Source organism: Microbacterium sp. NPDC055357 (assembly GCF_053644835.1).
Genome location: NZ_JBSHLZ010000003.1, coordinates 1 through 24,629, shown reverse-complemented (window position 1 = coordinate 24,629; position 24,629 = coordinate 1). Strand labels below are relative to the sequence as shown.

Below are 24,629 nucleotides of genomic sequence, written 5' to 3'. Positions count from 1 at the left end.
CATGACGACAGAGATCTATGTGCAGGATGTGACCCTGCGCGACGGTATGCATGCCATCCGTCACACGATCACCCCCGCGAAGGTGGGCGAGATCGTGGCTGCACTCGATGCGGCCGGGGTTCCTGCGATCGAGGTGACCCATGGCGACGGACTTGCCGGATCCAGTCTCAACTACGGACCGGGCAGCAACACCGATTGGGAGTGGATCGAGGCCGCCGTCGCGAACTCGAAGCAGGCGATCATCACGACGCTCTTGTTGCCGGGGGTTGGCACGATAAAGGAATTGCGACGCGCCTCGGATCTGGGCGTCGGCTCGGTACGCGTCGCGACGCACTGTACCGAAGCAGATGTCGCGGCGCAGCACATCGCGGAGGCTCGCACGCTCGGGATGGATGTCTCGGGATTCCTCATGATGGCTCACATGCTGCCCCCAGCGGAGCTCGCACAGCAGGCGAAGCTCATGGAATCGTACGGTGCGAGATGCATCTACATCACGGACTCGGCAGGGCGTCTCACGACCGGTGAGGTCCGTGATCGGGTCCGCGCGTACCGGGATGTTCTCAGGCCGGAGACGCAGATCGGCATTCACGCCCACGAAAACCTGTCGCTCTCCGTCGCGAACTCCGTCGCGGCCGTCGAGGAGGGCGCGTATCGTGTCGACGCTTCGCTCGCGGGGCAGGGCGCGGCGGCCGGAAATGCGCCTATCGAGCCGTTGATCGCGGTGGCGAATCTCCTCGGTTGGGAGACCGGCTGCGATCTGCTCGCGCTGGAGGACGCAGCGGACGACCTCGCACGACCTCTCCAAGACCGGCCTGTGCGTGTCGATCGTGAGACGCTCACGATCGGCTACGCGGGCGTATACGGGAGCTTCCTCCGTCACGCTGAGATCGCCGCCGACCTGTACGGCGTCGACGCCAGGCAGATCCTCCTCGAAGCGGGGCGCCGCAAACTCGTCGGAGGTCAAGAAGACATGCTCACCGACATCGCGCTCACCCTGCAGACGCAGGCGAGCTGATCACACCACGACAGGAAGCACACCGATATGACGATGTACGACCCGGGTCCGCGGATCGCGCACGCCGGCAGCATCAATCTGGGAACGACCGACCTTGAGCGCTCGCTATGGTTCTTCCGCGACCTCTTCGGGATGGAAGAGGTCGCGCGCACCGACGACGGTGTCGCTTATCTACGCGGCTACCAGGAACTCGTGCACCATTCGCTCGTGCTGACTCAGCAGGACGAGTCGCGTGTTAATTCGTACAGCTTTCGGGTGCAGCGCCCACAGGATGTCGAGCTCTTTCGCGATCAGCTGGTGGAGCAGCAGATCGAGGCCATCGAGGTGCCATCCGGAACGGAGCTCGGACGCGGAACCGCGGTGCGATTCCTAACGCCCTTCAGCGATCATCCCTTCGAGTTCTATTACGACATCGAGAAGCCGCTCGCCCCGGAGCCGCTGCGCTCGCGTCTGCCCACAAACAGCTCCAAGCGTCGTGGGCTGGGAGTTCGACGGCTCGATCATTTCAACATCCAGACGAGCCCGGGCACGATGAACCAGGCGGAGCGATGGCTGCAGGATGCCATGGGACTCAAGCGCCGCGAGTACATCATGATGCCCGACCATCCCACGACGCTCATGGCCTCGTGGATGTCTGTGACGAATCAGATGCACGATGTCGCCCTCGGCGTCAACCGTCTCGAGCAGACGGCGCAGCTGCACCATGTTGCATTCAATCTGGAGAACTACCACGACATGCTGACTGCTGCCGATCAGATCCGCGATCTCGACGTCGAGTGGGGTGTCGGTCCAGGGAAGCACGGCGTGGGCCAGGCCATGTACCTGTACGTGCATGATCCGGGCTCGGGCCACCGCGTCGAGTTGTACTCAGGCGGGTACCACGTCTTCGACCCGGACTGGGAGCCAGTGCTGTGGGAAACGGACAACATCCCGCACGGCGTCACTTGGTACGGCGAGGCGATCGATGTGACGCCGGGAAGCCGTGGTCGCGCTACAACGTCCTCCGCAGGTCTGCACCTCTGACTCCGACACGGTGCGCTGGCGTTTCTGCAGACCCGTGTCGAGCGTGGCCTCGCGATGAGGGGCGTGGCTGGAGTCGCCGTGACACTGGAGCAGAGCCTCAGGAGGGGCGCGCGATGATGCAGGCGGAGTGCGCGGGCTCCCGAGTCACTGTAAGCGCGCACACTATGCTTATGGGCGAACGGAGGGGCTGTGAAGGCAGGTTCGACTGCGCGGGACGGTAACCAGACGTTGGCGCGCGGGCTGCGAGTATTCCTTGCAATCGCCGATTCCGAGCATGGGCTCTCCGTGCAGCAGGTCGCAGATCTGCTCGATGTTCATCGCTCGATCGCTTATCGGCTCCTTCAGACTCTTGTGGACCATCGGCTCGTCGCACGCAGTCGCGACGGCATATACCTTCCAGGAGATCAGCTCGCGGCACTCTCCGACTCGTATCTTCCGGACGTCCGCGCTCTCGCCGCTCCTATCATTCGACCTCTTGCCGATCAGTTGCAGTCGACCGTCTCGCTCTTCGTAGAACAGGGAGACGAAGCAGTAGCGCTCTCGATGGTGGAGCCGAGCACGGCGACGCACCACATCGCTTTCCGGCCCGGCATGAGGACCTCGATGGATCGGGGGGCCGCGGCTTACGCGCTGCGTGCGATAGAGTCCGCGACCGTCGGTGAGCCGGAGGCAGTCACGCTTGCCCGCGAGCGAGGCTGGGCCTTCAGTCATGGCGAGGTGGAATCGACGGCATACGCTGTAGCTGCCGGCATCGCTCTGCCCGCGGATGAACCACGCGTGTGCCTGAATCTCATCACCTATCGAGCCGACGTCGCAGAAACAGCGGGTGAAGTCATGCGCAAGGCGGCCGCGACGATTTCGAAACGCGTGCGCGACTATCGGAGCGCACTCCCCGCCGCGATTGCCCGGGGTGGGGAACGCGTGGCACCGTTGGTTCCGCAACCCGCAGCGGGGAGCCAGACGCTCAGCCGGGGTCTCACAGCATTCATGGCCGTCATCTCCTCGGAGAAGGGCATGTCTGTTCAGGACGTGAGCGAGCAGCTAGGCGTGCATCGCACGATCGCATATCGCCTGTTGCAGACACTGCTCGACTTCGCGCTCGTCACCCGCACAAAGGCCGGTCAGTACGTCGGGGGTGCTCGGCTGGCGACATTGGCGGACGCGTATGTTCCCCGACTCCAAGATGTCGCCCTGCCCGTCATGCGTAAGTTGGCGGACGAACTCGCCGCGACCGTGTTGCTGTTCGTGGAGCAGAACGGTGAAGCGGTGGCGGTCGCTTTGTGCGAGCCGACGACCGCTCTTCACCACATCGCCTTCCGGGCCGGGATGCGGACCCCTCTCAACGAAGGCGCAGCCGCCTTCGCGCTGAGAGCGAGTCGTCCCGCACGACCCGACGAGAAGCAGGAGATTTCGCGCGCGCGGGAGTCCGGGGTCGCGCGGAGCTTTTCTGCCGTGCTTCCGGGAGCTCACGGCGTTGCGGCAGCCATCCCTCTGCCTGAGGGGTCACCGCCCGCGTCCCTCACTCTCGTCACATACGTCGGTTCTGTGGCCGACGCGGCGGGGGACCCGCTTCGCGCTGCCGCGTCCGAGATCGGACAGCTTCTCGCTTCGAGCATCTGACGAGCGATACGGCTACCCGCTCACTTGTGAGCAGATGAACCATGCTGACGCAATCGAGTGCATCTATTGACTTGCTTTATCTCGTTATGTGTATTCTTGGAGAAGTAGTAGCTTCGGCAGGAAGAGGATTCGTCATGACTCCCGAATTTCGTGTCGGCGTCGCCTACCCGCAGAGTGAGCTGAAGGGCGATCCGACCGCGTATCGCCAATTCGGGATCGCGGCCGAAGAGCTGAACTTCGACCACCTCATGATGTTCGATCACCCCGTCAACGCCGTGCACGGCATCGATCGCGATCTTCCTTTGCCGGTTCGCGCCTACAACGAGCGAGACCCCTTCCACGACCCGTTCGTCGCCTTCAGTCACCTCGCGGCATTGACGGAGCGCATCGAGTTCGTGACGGGAATCCTCGTCCTTCCTCAGCGACAGACCGCGCTCGTTGCCCGGCAGGCCGCGGATCTAGCGCTTTTCTCCGGTGGCCGCCTTCGGCTCGGCGTCGGGATCGGATACAACCCCGTCGAGTACCAGGCTCTCGGCCAGGACTTCCGGCGTCGAGGTCGGCGCATCGACGAGCAGATCCCCTATCTGCGCCAGCTGTGGACGGGAGATCCGACGACCTTTCAGGGGGAGTTCGACCAGATCGTCGAGGCAGCGGTCTTCCCCGGACCGGGATCGAAAATCCCGATCTGGCTCGGCGGCTCCTCCGATATCGCGTTCCGCAGAGCCGCACGACTCGCGGATGGCTTCATCTTCGGGTACGGATTCTCGTCGCCAGCTCTGGAGTCATGGAGCCGGGTCCGTGAACTGCTGCGGGAGGAGGGTCGCGAGGAGGATGACTTCCGAGCAGTCTTCAGCCTCCTGCCGACCGATGAGGGCAGCCACACGATCGATGACATCGCCGATGTGCTTCCGCGGCTTCGCGACGCGGGTGCCACCGATATCACGGTCGCGACGGCGCGACATGGTCTGACGACGCTCACGCGGCACATCGACCTCCTCGCCGAGATTCGCGATCGGGCGGACGCTGCGCTCGCGTGATGGCGCAAGGGAAAACAGGCCGAGGAATGAAGGAGCAGCCGATGGATATCGAAGAACGACTGAGTCACCTCGAAGGACGACTGCGCAAGGCAGAGGACCATCTTGCGATCCTCAATCTGCTGAACGCCTATGGACCACTTGCCGACAGCGGAAGCGCGACCGCAACCGCTGATCTGTGGGTCAAAGGTGGCGGATACTCCTTCTCTGGTGGAGTGGGGGATGGAAGCAGAGTCGAAGCGCCCGCCGGGCTCATCGGAGTGTACGAGGCCGACTGGCACCAGGAGCTCATCCATACGGGCTCCGCACACCTCACCGCGACACCTACCGTGCACATCACGGATGACGATGCGGACGCGCTCGCATACTCCTTCGTCATCCGGCGGGAGGATGAGAGGTGGATCCTCCTCCGCGCGGCGATCAATCACTGGACTCTTCGTCGAACCGACGCCGGTTGGCGCGTCGTCGATCGGGTGAACCGGCTTCTGGACGGGTCACCTGCATCGCACGACCTCATGAGTCTCGCGCACCCGTAGAAATGGGCATGGCAGTGACGATGCTCGATACGGTGATCGTGGGTGCCGGCCACGCCGGTGTTCACGTCGCGGAGTCTCTTCGCCAGGTCGGCTACGTTGGATCGATCAAGCTCCTTGGCGATGAACCTCATATGCCGTATGAACGACCTCCCCTGTCGAAAGGCTTCCTCCGGGGCGAACAGGAAGCCGAGTCGCTGCTGCTGCGGTCGGACGACCATTGGGACTCCCTGGACATCTCGCTCGATCTGGGCGAGCGCGTCGTTCGGGTAGACCCCATCGCTAGGCAGGTTCGCACGGAGAGAGGCGCCGTGTACGGCTACGCGAACCTCGTCTGGACGGCGGGCGGCTCCGCGCGCCGGCTCCCGATCCAGGGAGGCGCTCTAAAGGGCGTGCATCGCCTGCGCGATCTCGATGATGCGATTGCGCTACAGCACCGGGCCCGCACGGCCTCCTCCGCAGTGATCGTCGGCGGAGGATACATCGGATTGGAGGTCGCCGCAGCGCTTCGCAGCCGGGGAATCCAGGTGACACTGATCGAGGCGACGGATCGTCTTTTGGCAAGAGTGACCAGCCCCGTTGTGTCCGACTACTTTCTCCGACTCCACCGCGAACGAGGAGTTGACGTCCGGCTCGCCACAGGGGTTCGCGAGATCGTTGGGGCGGGGACAGCGACGGAGGTCATCCTGGTGGATGGCGAGCGGCTTGCTGCCGATCTCATCGCCGTCGGAGTGGGTATCGCGCCGAATGTAGACGTGCTCGCTGCGGCCGGTGTGGAGTGCTCCAACGGTGTCGTGGTGGACTCCTCCGGTCGGACGAACATGTCCGGGATCTATGCCGCGGGAGACTGTGCATTCGCGGAGAACGCCTTCGCCGAGGCGAAGGCGGCGCGATTGGAGTCGGTGCCCAACGCCACCGCGCAGGCGCGGGCGGTTGCGTCGGCGATCGTCGGCGCGCCCCCTGTCCGTGTCGCGGCGCCGTGGTTCTGGTCTCATCAGTACGATACGAAGTTGCAGACGGCAGGACTCATGGCACCGGGTGACGAGGCCGTGGTGCGAGGCGATCCCGAGAGCAGCGCATTCGCGGTCGTGTACCTGCGGGGCGGCCGCGTAGCGGCGCTGGACAGCATCAACTCTGTGCGCGACTTCACACGCGGGCGGCGTCTCGTGGAGGCTTCGAGCACGGTGACGGCGACGGAAATCGCCGAGGCCGAGGATCTTGCCTCACTGCTCGCGTGATCTTTACGGGTGGCTCACCGAAGTCGGTCGCTGAGGACTTCCGGGTCCCCCCGTTCCCAGGCCGTCACGAGATGGATTCGGGTGAGACGCCACCTCGACTCGGCTCGCTCGAGTGCCAGGGTGTAGAACCCTCCGACGGTGTACTCGGGCGACGGTGCGCCTCGGCGGAAATGGGTCGCCTGAAGATGCGCCGCGACCGTGGCGCGGGCACCGTCAGTGTCCACGCGCACGTTGGTGATCTGATGGTGCGTCCCCGCGAGTCCGTCAAAGATGCGCGCATACTGCGTCGCGATGCCGGCTGCGGTGAATTGACGCGGCGGCAGGGAGAGCGGTCCGAGCGTCTCTTGATCCTGCGCGAGGACCGACACCTCAACGTCGTCAGCGAGAACGGATGCCAGCAGCGGGAGGTCGCGGCCGTCCAGCGCGGCCGCGTAGTCATATACGGTTCGCTCGACGGCCATCTCGTTACTCAGGTTGCTCGGAGCAGCGGCCATCGGTCACTCTTGTCTCTCATGCGATGGGCATATATGGCACCACTGATAGCATTATATGCATGACCGACGAAGCGGATGTCCGGCGCCTCGCATTCGATTACGCCGACGCGATCGATCGGCGGGACTGGGTCCGCTACCGGTCATTGCTGAGCGACCGGGTAGATGTTGCACTCCGCCCGGGTGATGGAGTCGGATTCGTGGGGCTGGGAGCGCAGCGCGTGCCGATGTTGGCTGACGTGCTCACCGACCGGAACAGAACGCTGTTCGCCGGCATCGCTCGAACGTCACACAAAGTGGCGAACGTGAGAGTGGATGTCGAAGGAGATCTGGCCGTCTATCGCGCCATCCAGGAGGCGACGAACTTCGTCGCCGATGCGGGGGAGAGCGAGTGCACGGTCGGGGAAACCTATGTCAACCATGCGAGACGGACTCGATCAGGATGGAAGATTTTCGTCATCGACCTCACTGTCAACTGGGAGCGCGGTGACTCGCGCCTCTTCGAGGAAGCGCGTCAGATCGGTCGCCGTGCGCTCGCGGTCAATACTCGGTCGAGCGACGGATCTCAGGGTTGATGAAGAAGGGCGTATCAGCGCCGACACCGCCGTCGACGACGATCGTCTGCCCCGTGATGTAGGAGCTCGCATCGCTGAGGAGGAATATGAGGGCAGACGCGATCTCGTGAGGTTCGGCGAATCGTTCGAGCGGGATCTTCGAGACCTGACGCTCGTAGAGCGACCGGTCGTCACTCGTGACGCTGGTGGAGCGGATACGCTCCGTCAACGTGACGCCGGGCGCAACCGCGTTCACCCTCACGCCACTGTGGGCGAACTCCATCGCGGCAGAACGGACGAGCGACACGAGCGCCGCTTTGGACGCTCCGTAGGCGGAATGATCCGGTGCGCCGTGCAGGCCGGATACCGACGACACGAATGCCATCGCTCCGCCGGAGTTGGCTTTGAGGAGCGGATAGGAGTGCTGCATCACGTAGCGGGCCTGATGTAGATTGAGTGCCAGCTGCCGCTCCCACACCTCGTACGATGGCTCCATGATCGGGTGGAACGCGGAGCCACCGACAAGATCGACGACACCATTGATCCTGCCGCCGGTGTTCTCAGCGACTTCGGTGAAGAGTTGCGAAACAGCATCGGGCTCCGTGAGGTCGGCGACGTAATACTCGCTTCCGACTTCTCGTGCGACGGCGGACGCGAGCTCCTCCGAGCGGTCGACGCACAGAGCGCGTCCTCCCAAAGCCACGACACCGCGTGCGGTCTGCCGACCTATGCCCTGGCCCGCGCCGAGCACCACGATCACCTTGCCCGCAAGCGTGTGGAGTGCGGTGAAATCCACAGGCTGGTCTTCGGGAAGCGGTGACATCTGGTGTCTCCTCACGTGGGATGGATGCTTGTCGGCTTGTAGGCGGTGGCATACTATCGATCGTAGTGCAATATAAGATCGCCTGTCTCCGTTATATGCACTACGCACGAGGAAGTGAGTGATTATGACTGACTGGTCGGACATCGACGACCGTCTTCTGGACCCCATGTGGTACAAGACCGGGGAGATCCATGAGACGTTCAGGCAGCTGCGCGACGAGGACCCGGTCCACTGGACCCACGATCGCAACTATGGCAAGGACTACTGGGCTCTCACCCGCTACGACGATGTCAAGGAGTACCTGAACTCGCCAGACAAGTTCAGCTCGCGGTGGGATACGCGAGTTCCGAGGGCACCTAAGCGGCGTACGCCCGAGGAGCGCCATGCCCAGGGTTGGGACGTTCAAGTAGCCACCAATGACGACCCGATGCACGACCTGTATCGCCGCCCCATGAACAAGCACTTCGCACTTCCGGCGATGTCGCGTCTGTCGCATCAAGTCGACCAGATCGTCGATGAGGTGCTCGACGAGATCGCCGAACGGGGCGAATGCGAGCTCGTGGAAGACGTGGCCGCGCGAGTGCCCGCCATGGTCGTGCTGAGAATGCTCGGCGTGCCGCCGGAGGACTGGGACTATCTCGCGGAGGCCTCGTGGCAGTTCCTTTCGGCGGCGGACCCGCGTTACATGATCGACGATGACGAGGTCACGACATCTCTCACGGGACATAAAAAGCTTCTCGACTACTGTGCAGATCTGGCGATGCAGCGCCGCAAGGACCCGCGCGACGACTTCGCCACGATCATCGGCAAGATGGAGGTCGACGGCGACCTGCTCAGCATCCATGAGTTGAAGGTCTGGTTCACGACCATGATCGCGGGCGGGTTGGACACGACTCGGAATGCGATCGCGGTCGGTACACTCCTCTTTCTCGAGAACCCGGATCAGGCGCGACTTCTGCTTGATGACCCGGGCGTCGCAAAGGGTGCGGTCGAGGAGGTGCTGCGTGCCGCCTCGCCGGCGAAGACGAGACTTCGTGTGGCGACGCGCGACTTTGACTTCGGAGGACAGCGAGTGAGGTCGGGAGACTGGGTCGTGGGGTTCCAGATCTCGGCAAACCGGGACGAGCGGCAGTTCACCGAGCCGGAGCGGTTCGACATCACTCGCACGCCTAACGATCACCTGTCATTCGGGTCGGGGGTCCATCTGTGCCTCGGCCGCTTTCTCGCGCGGCTGGAGCTGGCGACCTTCTTTCCCAGGCTTTTGGAACGGTTCCCCGACCTCGAAGTCGTCGACGATGATCGCGATTGGATCGCGGACAGGGGGTCTCACGGACTCAACACCTTGCGTGTGCGCTACACGCCCAGCGCGCGCAGCAGCACCTTGATCGGGTCTGCGTCATGACGACTATCCGCTACGTACTCCGGGATGGCTCGGTCCGGACGGTCGATGCCTCGGACGGCGAGTCACTCATGCGTGTCGCGGTCTTCAACGGCATCTCCGACATCGTCGGGGAGTGTGGGGGTGAGCTGTCCTGTGCGACATGCCACGTCTACGTGCCGTCTGACGTTCAGGAGTTGCTCCCGCCACCATCCGCCGACGAAGCCGATTTGCTCGAGTCGACGATGGGCGATTATCGATCATGTAGCCGGCTCGGTTGCCAGATCATCGTCAGCGACGGCCTGGCTGACGCGGAGATCGTCATCGCACCCGCACCCTAAGGCTGCGACACGCGAGAGGTTGCCTCGGGCGTTCGTCGGCCGAGGCAACCTCTCTTGCATCAGTCTGTGAAGCGTGGGAGGTATTCGCGAGCGTATTCGTCCAGGCGTATGCGAACGTCATCGAGTCCCGCGAACGGAAGATGCAAGATGGCGCGGTGCGCTCCTGCTTCGCGCAACCCCTCGAGCAGTTGCACGGAACGGTTGGGTGCCATCGCGTGTATGAGGAGAGACTCGGGGTCCCGGCCCGCATCTTCGGCCTTCGCCTTCAGTCGCGCAACATCGGTCGCGAAGGCTGCGGTGTCCTCCCGTACAGACGGGATCCACCCGTGGCCGTACTCCACGACGTGATCGAACACCCGATCGGTGCCCTTGGCGCCGATCAATATAGGGACGCGGGACAAGGAGTCAGGCTTGGGCCAGTTCCATGCGGGAGGGAAGTTCACGAACTCTCCAGAGTAGGACGCCTCATCCTCCGACCAGATCGCCTGGACCGCGAGCAGCTTCTCTCGGGCCACAGCGCGCCGCCGCTTGGGGTCGACGCCATGATCGATCATCTCCTGTTCGCTCCACCCGAAGCCGGCTCCGTAGACGATGCGGCCTTTCGACAGATGGTCCAAGGATGCGAGAGTCTTCGCGAGGATGATGGGGTCATGCTCGCCGGGGAGCGCGACGGCGGTGCCGATGGAGAGCGTGGTCGTCCGTGCCGCCGCCCACGCCATTGCGACGAACGGATTGAAGATGCGTCGATAGTGCATCATCCGGTCCTCCGTCCCGGAGTATGGTGCGAGGCCGTGCTCGACCGGCATATGAGTGTGCTCGGGAAAGACGATCCCGTCGAATCCGCGGATCTCCGCTTCGTAGGCCACCTGGCCGGGGTCGGCGGTCAGATCGTGAGCACCGAAGTGCACGGCGAGTTTCATGACGTGGCTCCTTCATGGGATGAGCCTCACAGTGCCCGGCCCGGGATCGATTATGGAAGAGTTCAGTCGCGCCTGCAAGCATCTATGGAACATCTATGTGCAGAATTTGCATTAAACTTCTCGAATACCTCTTGAAGATCAGATAGCGAACTCGTATTATCAAATAGCGCTCTCGATTTGAACTGTGAATCGAGGAGTAACCCAGCCAAATCACTCGAATCAAGGATGCTTCGGGCACATTGGATGAAGTCGTCCAAAGCTCAGTGTCGTGACACCGTGGAGGTCTCATCACATGGAATTCTCGTCTTCACGAGCGCGCCGGAGGGTGCTCGCGCCGCTCGCGGTCGGGCTCACGCTCGGACTCACGCTCCTCGCAGGCTGCTCAGGGCAGACAGAGCCCGGTGATGGTTCGTCGGAACCCGGCGAGACGGTCGGCTGGGATGAGATCGATCCGATCGTCATTCGCCACGCTGACTTTCTTGGTGAGAAGGAGGTGTTCGGCCAGACGACACTTGCGTTCCAGGAGTACGTCACTGAACACACCGAGGGCAAGGTCACGTTTGAGAACTACTGGTCGGGATCGCTGATCGCTGCGCAGGATGTGCTCCCCAGCCTCCGTGACGGCATCGCCGACATGGGCTCGCTCCACCCGGCGAACTTCCCGCAGGAGCTTCCCGTCTCCAACTGGGTCGCCGACTTCGGCTTCGGAGTGATCGGTTCCCCGGTCCAGGACATCGCGGCCGGTGCGGTCGCGAGCTACGAACTCACGGTGGATTTCGAGCCCATCACGGACGAGTTCGCCGCAAATGGCCTGAAGCCGATCTGGTACACCGCGTCACCGACGACGATGGCGCTGTGCACCGAGCCCATTGAGACGGTCAGCGAGATGCAGGGTGTGCCGATCCGCGCGAGCGGTGCGGCGCAGACGCTTGTCGTCGAGGCGCTGGGCGCCGTCCCCGTTACCGTCGCCTACGGCGAGTCGTACGAAGCGATCCAGCGCGGCGTCGTCGACTGCCACCTCGCGCCGGTGGGTGCGTGGCCTCCGCTCAGCCTCCACGAGGTCGCGCAAGACTTCCTGCCGCTCGCGATCACGCAGCCGTTCTTCTCCGGCGTCGCCATGAACCTCGAGTTCTGGGAGTCACTGCCATTCCAAGTGCAGCAGGTGATTCATGAGGCCGGCGGCTACGCGATCTACCAGAGCGTGCTCGCCAACTTCCGAAACGAAGCGGCGTTCGGCGACCTCCTGGCAGATGGCACGGTGACGGTGACCGATGTGACTCAGCTGGCCCCGGTCGTGGAAGAAGCACGCGAAGTCGGCTTCGCGGACATGGTCACCAGCGCACCCGCCAGCGTCGGCGACCCTGTCGCTGCCATCGACGAGGTGACGGGCACCCGTACGGAGTGGGTCAAGATCCTGGAGGAACTCGGATACCCTGTCGCAGAGTCCGACCCCGATGCGCTCGCAAGTTCGTTCGTGGAGCTTCGCGATCTGACGCTCGAGGACTTCTACGAGCGGTTCCGGGAGGAATGGGTCGTGCCGACAATGCCGAAGAGCTGATGCATCCCTCGGCGCTCGTGTTCGCATGCCGGACCCGGGCGCCGAGTGTGTGGCTCGACTGGTCCTCGAGGAAGAGAGCATTGGAATGACAACGACATCAGTCGAAGAGTTCGCGTGGCTGCGTTGGATCGACAGGCTGAGCACTGGTCTCGGCGTAGTCGGAGGAGTCGCGTCGATGCTCCTTATGGTGAACGTCGTTGCGGACGTCGTCGGCAGAATGTTCTTCCGTCCCTTGCCGGGGACGATCGACCTCGTCCAGTTCGCGTGGATGCCGACCATCGCGTCGCTCGGCCTCGGCTATGCGCTCCTGAAAGGCCAGCACATCCGAGTCGGTTTGCTGACGAGTGGTGGTAGCCCGCGATTGCAGCGCATCGTCGAGATCGTCGGAATGACCCTCACGCTCGGCACGGTCGCAGCCTTGGCGTGGTTCGGGATGGAACGCGCGATTACGAGTGCAGGACTCCTCGAGCACCCGATCACCTCTCCCTGGCTGCCGACCTGGCTCTTCCGATGGGTTCTCGTCGTGGGCCTCATCGGACTCACGCTTCAGGTCATCGCGCAGCTGGTGCGGGCGGCCACGGTGCCCGAGTTCCATCCGGACGACGAGGACGAAGTGCTGGCATACATCGAGGAGCAGGACGAAGACATCGTTCCGACGGGGCTCCGAAGCGACGTCGCCGAAGCCAGCACGAGCGGAGGGCGAGTATGACGCTCAACATCGGAGTCATCGTTCCCCGACCGCACCCACGCGCCCAGCGCGCGCGGATCGGTGTGATCATCACGGCGGCGATCACTGTCGCCATGATCATCGTGCTGCTCATCCCCGGCCTCGATCGCCTCCTTATCGGCGCATTCACCGTGCTGATCATGCTCGGGCTTATGCTGCTGCGCGTACCCATCGGGGTCGCCATGACGCTGCCCGCGTTCCTCGGACTCTTTCTCCTCGTCGGTCCGCGAGGACTCGCCGGAACGCTGCAAGACATGGTGTGGTCGACGTTCGCATCGTGGTCGTTCAGTGTCATCCCCATGTTCGTGCTCATGGGCATCGCGATGAGCAAGAGCGGACTGATGGGGCATGCGTTCAACACCGCGAGGCATTGGCTGGGCTGGCTGCCAGGAGGCTTGGCGATATCGACGAATTTCGCGGGCGCGGGCCTGGCGGCGACGAGCGGAAGCTCGATCGGCATCGCCTACACGCTCGGGCGTGTTGCCATTCCCGAGATGATCCGCGAGCGGTACTCGCCGAGACTCGCCGCCGGCTCGGTGGCGGCAGCGGGTTCACTCGGCCAGCTCATCCCGCCCAGCATCCTGCTGGTGATCTATGCGGGCGTTGCACAGACATCGACGGGTCAGCAGCTCATCGCCGGGATCATCCCCGGACTGATCCTCGCGACGTTCTTCACGATCGTCGTCGTCATCTGGGCTCTTTTCGGCAAGAACGCCGCACCGCGGGACAATCGCCACTACACGTGGCTGGAGAGATTCGCCTCGTTGCCGGGTCTTCTCCCGATCCTCGTCGTCGCTATCATCGTGCTCGGCGGCATCTACTTCGGAGTGTTCACAGCGACGGAGGCGGGTGCGTTCGGAGCGCTCGCGACACTCGCGCTCGGCACAGGGGCGATCCTCCTGCGACGACGGCAGGACCGTCGTCTAGCGGCGGGAGCTGCCGATGCACCGCGTCGACGCGGTGCAGGCCGCGAGCTTGCGGACTTCTACGGTGGCACGGCATTGGAGACGATTGGTGCAGTCGCGGCGATCCTGTTCCTGATCGTCGGCGTCATGATCCTCACTCGGGTGATGGCACTGAGTGGACTTGCGCAGGCATTCGCGGATGCTGTCATCGACATGGGCCTGGAACGGGTGGGCTTCCTTCTGCTCCTGATCCCCGTCTATCTGTTCCTCGGGATCTTCCTCGAGTCGCTCCCCATGATGCTGCTCACGGTGCCGCTGCTGATCGAACCGCTCGAAGCCCTGGACATCGATCTGATCTGGTTCGGCATATTCTTCATCATCATCGCCGAGATCGACATCATCGCGCCGCCACTGGGTCTGCTCAACTTCATCGTCCTCTCGATCGCGAAGTCGAGCACGAAAGGTATGGGCGTGAACATGACGATCGGAGACGTCTATCGTGGAGTGCTGCCGTTCATCGGCGCGTGCCTCGTCTTCATCGTGTTGCTCATTCTCTTCCCGGAGATCGCAACATGGCTGCCGGAAGTGTCGTTGGGTGGTTAGCCGGCGGTGGGCGCCGTGGACGAGAACTCGTCGACGACGAACGTGCGCGTGAGGCTGCGGTCGAAGAGCCTCTCCTCATCCGCGCTGATGACAGCGGCCGTGCTGGCGTCGGAGAGTGCATCGACGGCACGTCGGTACCCCGTCTCATCCGAGAAGGTCATCTCCGTGATGACGTCGACCGACGTATCGAGCGCTCGCTCTGTCGGCTGGTGTGCCGTCCGGTGCGATTGATCGACGACATAATTGCGCCGGTAATCGACCCAGCCGGGCACCAATCGGGTGATGAGCGGCACATGGACGGTCTCGTAGTAGGTGCGGAACTCATCCCTCGTCATGCCCTCGCGGCGTCGCATCAACGAGACGATCTTCTTCATCTCGGCCTCTTTTCTCCAGACGAATCAGCCGAGGCCATCGGTGGCGGCGGCTTTGCCGGCATTCATGCCCCACACGCCGGCGACCACCAGCGTTCCGCCGGCGCCCCCGTAGACCATTCCCGACGGGCTCGCCGCTGCGTTGCCCGCGGCGTATAGGCCGGGGATGATGTGTCCATCGACATGGCGCACGCGACCTGAGGCATCGGTGCGGGGGCCACCCTTCGTGCCAAGCGCGGAGCTATAGATCTCGGTGCCGTAGAAGGGCCCTGTCTCAAGGGGGCCGAGTGTGGAGTGGGGTGAGTCCGGATCGAGCATGCGACCGCCGGGAAAGCGGTCGTAGGCGCTCTGGCCGCGGGAGAAGTCGGGATCGACGCCTCTCCGTGCGTGGGCGTTGAAATCGGTCACCGTGGCCGCGAGTTCGGCGGCATCCACCCCCAATGCCACGGCCAGCTCCTCAAGGGTGTCGGCGCGCGTCATCCAGTCGGGCACCGGCGCTCCCGGCGCCTGACCGAGCACACCGAAGCGGTCCACCGTGGACTGGTCGAAGAGGAGGAACGCAGGCAGATTGGGATAGCTCAGCCGCGATTCGTCGAGGTGGTGAAAAGCGCCTCCGAAGGCGTTGTAGTTGGCCGCTTCATTCGCGAAGCGGCGACCGGCGCGATTGACGATGATGGAACCGGGCAGCGCCCGCTCTCGCGCGACGAGGAGACCGTTCTCGCCACCGTCGCGGCGCTCGCCGGGGACTGCGATGACGGGTGACCACCATGCTTCACGCATATTGCCGAGTTCGGCACCGAGGCGCATAGCCATGCGCAGTCCGTCCCCCGTGTTGGAGGGCACTCCGACACGTCGTGTGATCGGACCGCGAAGGAAGGCGCGCACAAGATCGCGATCGTATTCGAAGCCTCCCGTCGCGATAATGACGGCTCGGGCGCTGATGGTGCGGGTGCCGCTCTCCGACTCGATCTCGACTCCCGTCACCGCGCCGTTCGTCGTCGCGAGACGACTCCCTTTCACACCGGTGAAGACATCGCCGCCGCGTGCCAAAAAACCCTTGAGGAGCCCACCGATGAGTGCGCGACCGAGCCCTTCCTGGTGGTGTTCCTCGCGCGCTGTGACCACGTCGGGGGGAATGACTCCTGTGCCGCCGCCGAGCGGCATCTCCACGAGCGTTGCACGGCGGACGTCGCCACCGATACGGTCGATCCAAGCCTCCATACCGGTGAACGAGAACAGCCCGGGTTCGAGGGTGCGTCCGCCTCCGGGGAGCGCGCCGGGGTGCTCCGTGTGGTAGTCCGGATAGCCCTCGACCAGCTGCATCACGAGGTCGGTTTCGGACTCGAGGAAGTCGATGAACTCGGGACCGCCACGGAGCAGAGCCTCGGCGAGTTCGGGAAGGATCATGTCGTTCGAGAGGCTGAGCAGGTATTCGAGCCCCAGCTCGACCGAATCCTCGACTCCTGCGTCTCTCGCCCGATGGTTCCCGGGAACCCAGATGCCCGCGCCGGACAGTGCAGTGGTGCCGCCGAGCAGATCCGCCTTTTCCAGCACGGCGACGCGTGCGTCCATGGCCGCCGCGGCGAGTGCCGCCGTCAGTCCGGCGGCGCCGGAACCGAGAACAACCACATCGTAAGAGTCGTCCATGTCACATACTTTCTCGTGGGAATTCAGATCGGTCGATAACGTTCAGCATTCCGCGGAGCGATCGTGCAGTGCTCGTCGAAGCGCACCGTAGACGTCGCGGAGGAACCGTCGGGTGCCCTCGGTGACGGGGCGCGGCACGAAGCCGCCATGGATGACACCCGGGTACACGTGCACCTCGGTGGTGACACCGGCGGCGATCAGCTTTTTGGCATAGAGCAGATTCGAGTCGACCAGTGCGTCCACGTCGCCGACCCCGATGAACGCGGGGGCGAGTCCTACGAGCTGCGCACGAGTCGCCCGTCCGGGCACAGCGGTTGCCGGAGGTGTGTCGGCACTTGCCAGGTCGCCCAGATAGGCGGCCCAGGCAAGCCGCTCCGCGCGTAGCGGCCAAAGGCCCCAGTGGCCGGCGCCCCCCTCCAGAGCGCGTACGGACGCGTGCTCGTGATCGTCGAGCATGGGATAGACCAGCACCTGGAGGCATGGCTGACGCTCGCCGCGCTCCCTCAACCGAATGCACAGGGCAGCGGCGAGGCCTGCTCCGGCGCTGGACCCGGCGAGGGCGATGCGTCGGGCATCGATACCGAAGTCGGCAGCTCGAGCGCGGATGGCGCGCCAGGCGGCCGCTGCGTCATCCAGGGCCGCAGGATACGGATGTTCCGGAGCGAGGCGGTAGTCGACGGAGACGACGACACAGTCGAGTTCGAGTGCGAGCTGGTCGAGTCGATCGTCATTCTCATTGATCGTGCCCATGATGTAGCCGCCGCCATGGAGATACACGACGGCGGGGAGCGGCCCCGCCGCTTGTGTCGGGCGGTGAATCCGCAGGGGAATCTCCCACGACGCGTCGGCGCTCGTGATTGTGATGTCGACACGGGTGATCTGGTCCGCGGGTGGAACGGTGGGCCGGGGGAGCGCACCGTACGCGCGTCGAATCGTCGCAATGCTCGTGGCGTCCCAGCGCGCGAGATGATCGAGGAACTTCCGGGTCGCGGGCTCGACTCGGCAGTCGATGTCGAGCGCGGGGGGAGGCGGGGCCGCCGCACCCGAAGCGATGCGTTCGTGGTCAAGGGCATCGAGCGAAGAGCGGATCTGTCGGGCAAGCGCCTTGCTCTCTTGATCGCCCGAGACCGCGAGGGCGCCGGTGGCGTCGTCGGCGACGACGAGTGCGTGTCCTGCGCTCTCGGAGCCGGCCGTCACGTGCAGGGTGAACTCGCGAGTGCCTCGAGCGCGCACTCGCTCCACGAGCGCGGTCGTGATCTGCGCGCCCGCGCCCTCGCCGACGATGGCGACGCGTGCCGGGTCAGTGCCGAGGCGTTCGTGGTTGCTGCGCACCCACTGGAGTATCCGGTCCGCGTCATCGATCGGGGTCTGCCCCGTTCTCTCCCATCGGATGTCGGCGACCACGACGACGGCGTTCGCGACCGATGCGAGTTCCGTCGCGAACTCCGAGGATGGCTTGGGATCCGCGCCGGTGACGATCAGCGCGATGGGCCTGGACGCACCTTGCTCACGTGGAGGCATATAGCATCGCACGGCCACGCCATCGAGAAGGCTATGAGTCAGGATCTCGACGGTCATTCGTGCTCCGGCCTAACCCGCCATATAGGCGCCAGCGTCGCAGTTGATCGACTGTCCGGTGATCGTGCGACTCTCGTCGCTGCTCAGGAAGAGCGCGAGATTCGCGATGTCCTCTGGCTTGGAGATCGTGCGCAAGGGATATCCCTGGACCATCTCGGTCTGCACGGCGTCGTACTCCTCGCCGCGCTCCGCCGCCATGCGAGCGATCCAATTGCGCCACAGCTCTGTGTCGATGGCCCCGGGAACAATGCAGTTGCATCGGATGCCGGAGGGACCGACTTCGTTCGCGGTGCTCTTGGTGAGCGCACGGAGAGCAGCCTTGGCCGCAACGTAGTGGGACTTCCGGGGTGCCGCAGTCCAGCCGGCGATCGACGAGAAGTTAACGATCGATCCGCTCCCACGCTCGAGCATGGAGCGCTTGAGGACCTCTCGAGTGCACAGCATCGCCGCGGTCAGGTCGACCGCGATCGTCTCGTTCCAGTTGTCGAGCTCCTGCTCCCAGATGAATTTGTCCACGCCTGGAACAGCGGCGTTGTTGAGGAGGATGTCCACCTGTCCGAAAGTCTCGAGCGTCCGATCGACCATACGTGCGACGTCGGCTTCCTCGGTGACGTCTGCGCGAACGGCGATCGCAGCATCGCCGATCGACTCCGCGACTTCGGCGACCAGATTCTCGCGTCGAGCGGCCAACACGACCCTGGCCCCTTCGGCTGCAAACGTCCGCGCCATCACGGGACCGCAACCGGTGCTCGCACCGGTGATGATCGCGACCCTGCCGGCGAGCCTTCCTCGCGACAGAACGTCGTCATTTCCCACGTCGAGCCTCCTCGGTCAGTTTCGTGAGCGCCATGGAATTCACCTGGATGGCACTATTCAGACCGTAACAGGTGGTCAGTTATCGCGCAAGCGCGTTCTATATATGAACGCAACGTCGACCGAGGTTGGCTATCACTCGTGCGCGACGTGGGTCATGGACCACTCGCGGACAGCAGGCATGACTTCCTTCGAGAACAGACTGGCACCTCTCTCGCCGTCGTTATAGAAGCCCGGTCCGAAGATGACGAATCGGTGAAGTCCCAGTTCTGCAAGCGCGGTGAGTCGCGCCGTGCACTGGTCCGGTGTGCCGATGATCGCGAAGCGACGGACGAAGTCGAGGTCAAGGTTCTGGTCTACGAGCTTCTCGGACTCGAAATCGCTGTGCTTGGTCATCGCGTAGCCGCGCCGCACGGCCGCATAAGCATCGGTGTCATCCTCAGGGCCTTGCGCACGACCCTGCAGCACCTGGAATCGTGCGAGCGGAAGAACCAGTCGAGCGGCGGCATCCACGACTTCGTCGGGACGTGCGTGACAGACGACGACAACCTGTGCACCAAGCGAGGGGGCTGTTGCTGCATGCTCGGACGACTTGTGGGCGACCTCGATCGCCCACGACACACGCTTCGGCATCGCGCCGACGCTGATCGTGACGCGCTCGGCGAGGCGTGCAGCGATCTCGATGACCCGCGGGCCTGTCGCTGCGACGTCCAGCGGCACCTTGGGAAGGTTGTCGGGGAGCCATGTCAGGCGGGCGGCGGTGGGGCGATCTCCAAGCGCGAGCCTGTCCGAGGAAGCAACCTGAGCACGCAGGTCGTCGCCGCCGAAGGCAACCTCACCGCCGCCGAGCAGGGTTTGTATCCGGTCGAGGGTCCGCTCGAACCGCCGCACGGGAGCGGGCGAGTACCCGAGATACGCGAGCGCGGAGTCGCCCCGACCGATACCCAGGACGGCCCGGCCGTTCGACAGCATCTGCGTCGTCGCTGCGGAAGCCGCCGTGACCGCAGGGTGACGCGTCAGCGGATTGGTCACACCCGGTGCGAGTTGAAGCCTCTGCGTGCGTGCCGCCCAGAACCCCATCAGAGCGTATGGATCTGCGCCGAGTGATTGGGAGTCCATGAACATCTGGCCGTCCCAGCCCTCCGCTTCAACGGATCCCGGATCGAGGCTGATCGTGTCTCGCCCGCCTGCCCGCCAAAGCTCCACGCGCGTCAGTCTGCGTCGTCGAGGGGACGTGCGGGATCGATCGGCTCGAGTCCTTCTTCAATCGCCTTGATGAGGAGCGTCGTGAACGGCGTATAGAAGCGCGCCATCCGGATGAATCCCGTCGCGAACCAGAGACCAGGCTGGCTCGACCGGCGCCATGTGTTGGCGTATTCACCGTCCGCGGCGCGACCGTACGCCTTGTCGATCTTGTCGGCCATCTTGCCCAGGGCCGGTTTGATGTGGCCCCAGAACTGGTGATACCCGGTTGCGAAAACGATGAGGTCAACATCCTCCAGTTCGGAACCGTCGCTGAAGACGACCGTCTTGCCGTCCCTGATCTCTGTGACCTCCACGCCCTGTTTCAGGCGGATGCGGCCGTCAGCCACCAGTTGGGATGCGCCGATGTCGATCTGGTAGCTGTCCTTGCCTGACATGTGGTTGCCGAGAATGCCGGTGCCGTTGATTCCCCAGTTGAGTTTGAAGCCGGCGGACTCGAGCTTCTCCAGCAGCTCCCGATCGTCTTCCTTCGCCAACTGCACGAGTTCCTTGTTGATCTCGTCGGAGCGTTCATTGGGCAGGGCGTACGTGATCTGATCAGCGAGGTCTGGTGTGAGCGGCATGTCCTCGTGAAAGAGCGAAGCCCAGTGCTTGTGGTAAGTGTCGTACGTGACGACGTACGTCGAAGAGCGCTGCACCATGGTCGTCTCGGCGCCTTGCTCCCACAGGTCGTGCGCCAGTTCGTGGCCACTCACGCCCGCGCCGATCACGAGGGCGCGCTTGCCTGTGAACGACGCGGCATCCTGGAATAGGTCCGAGTGCACGGCGAGACCCGTAAAGTCCTCGAGCCCGGGGATCTCGGGGATCTTCGGTGAGCCGAACAGGCCGCCCGCGACGATGAAGTGACGCGGGTGCAGTATCTGGATCGTGCCGTTTCCGCGGCGGAGGCGGATCGTCCAGCGCTGAGTGACCTCATCATAGAAACCACTGAGGAATGTCGTGCTCGTCCAAACATTCAGATCCAGCAACGTCGCGTACGACTCGAGCCAGTCCGCGACCTTGTCCTTGGGCACGTGGGCCGGCCACGTAGGCGGCAGTGAGATGTAGGGGAGGTGATCGCCGTGAACGCTGCTGTGCAACGCCAGTGCTGCGTAGCGCTTGCGCCAGGTGTCTCCGATTCGCGCCTCCTTGTCGATCACGAGGGTCGGGACATCCAGCGCGCTAAGTCGCGCGGCCAACGCCAGGCCGTTGTGTCCTGCGCCGAGGACGAGCACTGCCGGATCTTCGTCGTCGAAGCGGGCCTCCCGGGCGCGGTCGTCTGCCCAGCGGGTGCGGCCCGGCACGATGCCGTAGACCTTTCCTTCGGGACGGAGATGCCCGGAGCGCTCCGGGAAGTCCTGGAGGCCGACGACCTGAGTCTGCAGCACTGAAGCGACCCAGCCGCGCGCGGAGGGGACAAGCCGTACATACCCGCGGTCGTTGCGGTGCAGCGTTGTGAAATCGAAGAAGCCGTTGACCATACCGGCCGACTCGAACGGTCCCTGTTCGCCGTGGGGCTGGAAGCCTGCCGCGTGCCAGCCTCGCGTGTACTCGGTGAGACGGGATGCCGTCTCCTCCTGACCGATCGTGTGATGAAAGTCCCACGGGAATGCCATGAAGTCGCGCCACGTCACGTCATCGGCCAGGAGGGGAGCGAGCTTGGTGGCGTCGCCGCTTTCAAGCGCCTGGGTGAACGATGCGAGCCATGAGGTGAAAACGACGTCGATGTCATCCTCGGCGCGCTGAGTCGAAGCGGGGAGCGTGTAGGTCATGAGTGTCCTTGTGTGCAGTGCTGCGTCGGCATACTTCGACGGTGTCGTGCATATGACGCACAGCGTGCGTCTATATACGCACAGATTAGATTGACTAATCCTCCTCCGTCAAGGGTACGTTGCGTAAACTGTGTAAATAACGAGACGCCACGTCGCTTTATATGTGCAAGATGCGTCGAACATGCGCTAGCGTCATGCCACGACGAGGAGGTTGGAATGTCTGGAACGGATGCCTACGACATTGTTGTGCTCGGCAGCGGCGCAACGGGACTCACCGCAGCACTTACCGCTGCGATTGAAGGGTCGCGAGTCGCGCTCTTCGAGAAGAACGATCGTGTGGGTGGGACGAGTGCATGGTCAGGCGGACACGTGTGGATTCCAGCGAACCCTCATATCGCGGAGCATGGCATCGAGGACAGCGTCGAAAACGGCGTGACGTACTTGCTCGCCGTCGGCAGAGGTCTCGTCGACGAAAGGCTGATCCGCGCATTCGTGGAGAACGGTCATCGGATGGTGACCTATCTGGAGCAGAATGCCGACCTCGAGTTCTATTCGGTCCCCGGTCTCCCCGACTACCATCCTGAGCACCCCGGGGGGAAACCCGAGGGTGGCCGCACACTGGGGACGCCGCTGTTCCCCTTCGCCGAGCTCGGCCTCTGGCAGGATCGAGTTGAGGTCACACCGTACTACTCCCCACACTTCCGCATGGACGAGACGGGGATCGGCGCGGGTGTGCCGAAGCCGCCGAGCACCGAAGAACTGGAGCGGCGTGCGGCGGACGATGAGCGCGGTCAGGGTGGGAGCCTCATCGGCTTCCTGCTTCGAGCAGCGCTCGCGGCGGGAGTGCATATCGAGACGTCGACGGCGGGCGTGGAGCTCGTTGTCGACGAGGGTCGTGTAAGCGGTGCCGTCGTCGAAGGCGGAGACGGCCGACGCGTCGTGCGCGCGACTCGCGGTGTCATTCTCGCCACGGGTGGGTTCGAGTGGAACGAGGAGTACCGCACGGCATTCTTGCGCGGCGCGGTGCACAAGCCGGCTTCGATTCCGACCAACACCGGCGATGGACTTCGCATGGCGATGAAGGTCGGCGCGGCGCTGCAGAACATGCGGGAGGCCTGGTGGATCCCGATCGCGATCCTTCCGCCCGGCATCAACGACATGGATCTTGACATGATCAACGGCGACCGCACGCGTCCGCGGAGCATCATGGTTAATCGACGAGGTCGTCGGTTCGCGAACGAGGCCGCCAATTACAACGCCTTCGGAGGCGCATTCCACCAGGAGGACGTCGCAGCGTTCGGCTACGCGAACATTCCGGCGTGGATCATCCATGATCACACCTATCTGAAAAAGTACGGTTCGCGAGGCGTCCTGTACGACGGCACTGTTCCGCCTTGGTTGACCAGCGCTCCGACGTTGAGACAGCTCGCCGAGAACCTCGGCATCGATGCGGGTGAGCTCGACCGCACAGTCAGGGATTGGAACGAGGCCGTCGCGAAGGGGGAGGACCCCGAATTCCACCGCGGGCAGAGCGCACACGATCGCTGGTGGGGCGACCCGTGGAACAAGGGCACCGCTGCATCCACTCTTGGTCCTCTCACCGACGGTCCCTTCTATGCGATGGAGCTGCGACCAGGCACGATCGGCACGAAGGGCGGGCCCAAAGTCGATGTTCATTCGCGGGTGATTGATCACGATGGCGATGTGATCGAAGGCTTGTATGCCGCCGGGAACACGTCGTCACCGACAGGCACCGGATATGGGGGACCTGGTGGGACTCTCGGGCCAAACATGACCTTCGCATGGCTCGCGGCGAAACACGCTGCGTCCAAGCCGACGGGCTGAGCGTCCCCTGGTCGTTCACGGATCGCCAGAAGGCTACGAAGCGGGCTGTCGGTCCAGAGGCGGGTGTCGCTGGAACGGATCCAGCGAGTGGCTGACATGCGTCGAGGCGACGATCGCCCATGCTGGGTCAGCAGTCGCATCGCGAGTGAGGCGCTCACTGCGTCTGCCACGGGATGAAGCTCGCCTCGTCGAACTCGCGAGGGGCGTGAACCTCACTCATGGCACGCCCGGAGGCTATCGACGAGGGTGCCGCACGGACGAGTCGTGCCCGAACTCGGGTCTTGGAATGCAGACCTGCAGACTGGCGCAGCGTGCGTACCTGTCGGGATACGCCGCTCGCCGGAAGCAGGGGATCGGGATATCGATCCAACACGGCACGCGCAGGGGCTACTCTGCCGGATGTCGCAGCAGGACGGAGTGCCCAGGCGACGCACAGGGCCGCTCGTGCGTGGAGGCCTCCCGCATTTACTCACGTGACTGGGCGCGACGACGGCGAGGCTCGAGGTGACGTCCCCTGGAGTGGTGGAGGATTCGGCAGGGTTGTCTTCGTCGTAGACGTTGGTGAGCCATCGTGCGAGGGTCAGTGAGAACCGATCAA

At 63.9% G+C, this 24,629-nt stretch carries 22 protein-coding genes; 13 read left to right on the top strand and 9 right to left on the bottom strand.

From position 1 onward, the window contains the following. Position 1 precedes the first annotated feature (1 nt). From dmpG to ACWICD_RS05360, 6 genes are all read left to right on the top strand, one after another. Positions 2-1,015, top strand: a complete 1,014-nt coding sequence (gene dmpG, locus ACWICD_RS05385; RefSeq protein ID WP_454139550.1) for a 4-hydroxy-2-oxovalerate aldolase — start codon at positions 2-4, stop codon at positions 1,013-1,015. A 27-nt stretch (positions 1,016-1,042) separates the two neighbouring features. Continuing rightward, positions 1,043-2,038 carry a VOC family protein gene (locus ACWICD_RS05380; RefSeq protein WP_454139549.1) on the top strand — a complete coding sequence of 332 codons (996 nt, stop codon included), beginning with the start codon at positions 1,043-1,045 and terminating at the stop codon, positions 2,036-2,038. 189 nt (positions 2,039-2,227) lie between these two features. Further along, entirely contained in the window at positions 2,228-3,658 is a 1,431-nt protein-coding gene (locus ACWICD_RS05375; RefSeq protein WP_454139547.1) for an IclR family transcriptional regulator, read from the top strand. Positions 3,659-3,792: 134 nt separating this feature from the next. After that, positions 3,793-4,695 (top strand): LLM class F420-dependent oxidoreductase, encoded by a 903-nt coding sequence (locus ACWICD_RS05370; RefSeq protein WP_454139545.1) that lies wholly within the window; start codon positions 3,793-3,795, stop codon positions 4,693-4,695. A gap of 41 nt (positions 4,696-4,736) precedes the next feature. Beyond that, positions 4,737-5,228: a nuclear transport factor 2 family protein gene (locus ACWICD_RS05365; protein WP_454139544.1), complete on the top strand. Its 492-nt coding sequence runs from the start codon at positions 4,737-4,739 to the stop codon at positions 5,226-5,228. 8 nt (positions 5,229-5,236) lie between these two features. Then, the gene (locus ACWICD_RS05360; protein ID WP_454139542.1) at positions 5,237-6,463 is read left to right on the top strand and encodes an NAD(P)/FAD-dependent oxidoreductase; all 1,227 of its coding nucleotides are present in this window, start codon (positions 5,237-5,239) and stop codon (positions 6,461-6,463) included. A gap of 14 nt (positions 6,464-6,477) precedes the next feature. Here ACWICD_RS05360 and ACWICD_RS05355 read toward each other — a convergent pair whose 3' ends face one another. After that, on the bottom strand, positions 6,478-6,957 hold the full coding sequence (locus ACWICD_RS05355) for a nuclear transport factor 2 family protein (protein WP_454139541.1): 480 nt from the start codon (positions 6,955-6,957) through the stop codon (positions 6,478-6,480). 59 nt (positions 6,958-7,016) lie between these two features. Here ACWICD_RS05355 and ACWICD_RS05350 point away from each other — a divergent pair, with 59 nt between their 5' ends. Then, positions 7,017-7,529 carry a nuclear transport factor 2 family protein gene (locus ACWICD_RS05350; RefSeq protein ID WP_454139540.1) on the top strand — a complete coding sequence of 171 codons (513 nt, stop codon included), beginning with the start codon at positions 7,017-7,019 and terminating at the stop codon, positions 7,527-7,529. Here the strand turns inward: ACWICD_RS05350 and ACWICD_RS05345 are convergent. After that, on the bottom strand, positions 7,495-8,475 hold the full coding sequence (locus tag ACWICD_RS05345; protein ID WP_454139539.1) for an SDR family NAD(P)-dependent oxidoreductase: 981 nt from the start codon (positions 8,473-8,475) through the stop codon (positions 7,495-7,497). The genes ACWICD_RS05350 and ACWICD_RS05345 overlap by 35 nt on opposite strands. Here ACWICD_RS05345 and ACWICD_RS05340 point away from each other — a divergent pair. Together ACWICD_RS05340 and ACWICD_RS05335 are read left to right on the top strand one after the other, a co-directional pair. Continuing rightward, positions 8,456-9,733, top strand: coding sequence for a cytochrome P450 (locus tag ACWICD_RS05340; protein ID WP_454139538.1), 1,278 nt, complete (start codon positions 8,456-8,458; stop codon positions 9,731-9,733). The genes ACWICD_RS05345 and ACWICD_RS05340 overlap by 20 nt on opposite strands. Continuing rightward, a complete protein-coding gene (locus ACWICD_RS05335) occupies positions 9,730-10,050 on the top strand; it encodes a 2Fe-2S iron-sulfur cluster-binding protein (RefSeq protein ID WP_454139536.1) in 321 nt (106 codons plus the stop codon). The genes ACWICD_RS05340 and ACWICD_RS05335 overlap by 4 nt, the downstream gene beginning before the upstream one ends. A 59-nt stretch (positions 10,051-10,109) precedes the next feature. On the opposite strand, the gene ACWICD_RS05330 is transcribed toward ACWICD_RS05335, so the two are convergent. Beyond that, positions 10,110-10,970 (bottom strand): TIGR03619 family F420-dependent LLM class oxidoreductase, encoded by an 861-nt coding sequence (locus ACWICD_RS05330; protein WP_454139535.1) that lies wholly within the window; start codon positions 10,968-10,970, stop codon positions 10,110-10,112. 292 nt (positions 10,971-11,262) lie between these two features. Here ACWICD_RS05330 and dctP point away from each other — a divergent pair, with 292 nt between their 5' ends. From dctP to ACWICD_RS05315, 3 genes are all read left to right on the top strand, one after another. After that, on the top strand, positions 11,263-12,528 hold the full coding sequence (gene dctP / locus ACWICD_RS05325; RefSeq protein WP_454139534.1) for a TRAP transporter substrate-binding protein DctP: 1,266 nt from the start codon (positions 11,263-11,265) through the stop codon (positions 12,526-12,528). 85 nt (positions 12,529-12,613) lie between these two features. Continuing rightward, positions 12,614-13,237, top strand: coding sequence for a TRAP transporter small permease subunit (locus ACWICD_RS05320; RefSeq protein WP_454139532.1), 624 nt, complete (start codon positions 12,614-12,616; stop codon positions 13,235-13,237). After that, positions 13,234-14,763, top strand: a complete 1,530-nt coding sequence (locus tag ACWICD_RS05315) for a TRAP transporter large permease (RefSeq protein WP_454139531.1) — start codon at positions 13,234-13,236, stop codon at positions 14,761-14,763. Before ACWICD_RS05320 ends, ACWICD_RS05315 begins: the two co-directional genes overlap by 4 nt. Here the strand turns inward: ACWICD_RS05315 and ACWICD_RS05310 are convergent. From ACWICD_RS05310 to ACWICD_RS05285, 6 genes are all read right to left on the bottom strand, one after another. Then, positions 14,760-15,137 (bottom strand): EthD domain-containing protein, encoded by a 378-nt coding sequence (locus tag ACWICD_RS05310; RefSeq protein WP_454139529.1) that lies wholly within the window; start codon positions 15,135-15,137, stop codon positions 14,760-14,762. The two genes, ACWICD_RS05315 and ACWICD_RS05310, sit on opposite strands and share 4 nt — an antisense overlap. A gap of 24 nt (positions 15,138-15,161) precedes the next feature. Then, on the bottom strand, positions 15,162-16,781 hold the full coding sequence (locus ACWICD_RS05305; RefSeq protein ID WP_454139527.1) for an FAD-dependent oxidoreductase: 1,620 nt from the start codon (positions 16,779-16,781) through the stop codon (positions 15,162-15,164). 42 nt (positions 16,782-16,823) lie between these two features. After that, entirely contained in the window at positions 16,824-18,302 is a 1,479-nt protein-coding gene (locus tag ACWICD_RS05300; protein ID WP_454139526.1) for an alpha/beta hydrolase fold domain-containing protein, read from the bottom strand. A gap of 69 nt (positions 18,303-18,371) precedes the next feature. After that, positions 18,372-19,175: an SDR family NAD(P)-dependent oxidoreductase gene (locus ACWICD_RS05295; RefSeq protein ID WP_454139525.1), complete on the bottom strand. Its 804-nt coding sequence runs from the start codon at positions 19,173-19,175 to the stop codon at positions 18,372-18,374. A 132-nt stretch (positions 19,176-19,307) separates the two neighbouring features. After that, on the bottom strand, positions 19,308-20,378 hold the full coding sequence (locus ACWICD_RS05290) for an LLM class flavin-dependent oxidoreductase (RefSeq protein ID WP_454139524.1): 1,071 nt from the start codon (positions 20,376-20,378) through the stop codon (positions 19,308-19,310). 5 nt (positions 20,379-20,383) lie between these two features. Further along, complete coding sequence (locus ACWICD_RS05285; RefSeq protein ID WP_454139523.1) at positions 20,384-22,186, bottom strand: NAD(P)-binding domain-containing protein; 1,803 nt, start codon at positions 22,184-22,186, stop codon at positions 20,384-20,386. Between the two features lie 216 nt (positions 22,187-22,402). On the opposite strand from ACWICD_RS05285, the gene ACWICD_RS05280 reads away from it, so the two are divergent. After that, the gene (locus ACWICD_RS05280; RefSeq protein ID WP_454139522.1) at positions 22,403-24,031 is read left to right on the top strand and encodes an FAD-dependent oxidoreductase; all 1,629 of its coding nucleotides are present in this window, start codon (positions 22,403-22,405) and stop codon (positions 24,029-24,031) included. Positions 24,032-24,629 lie beyond the last annotated feature (598 nt).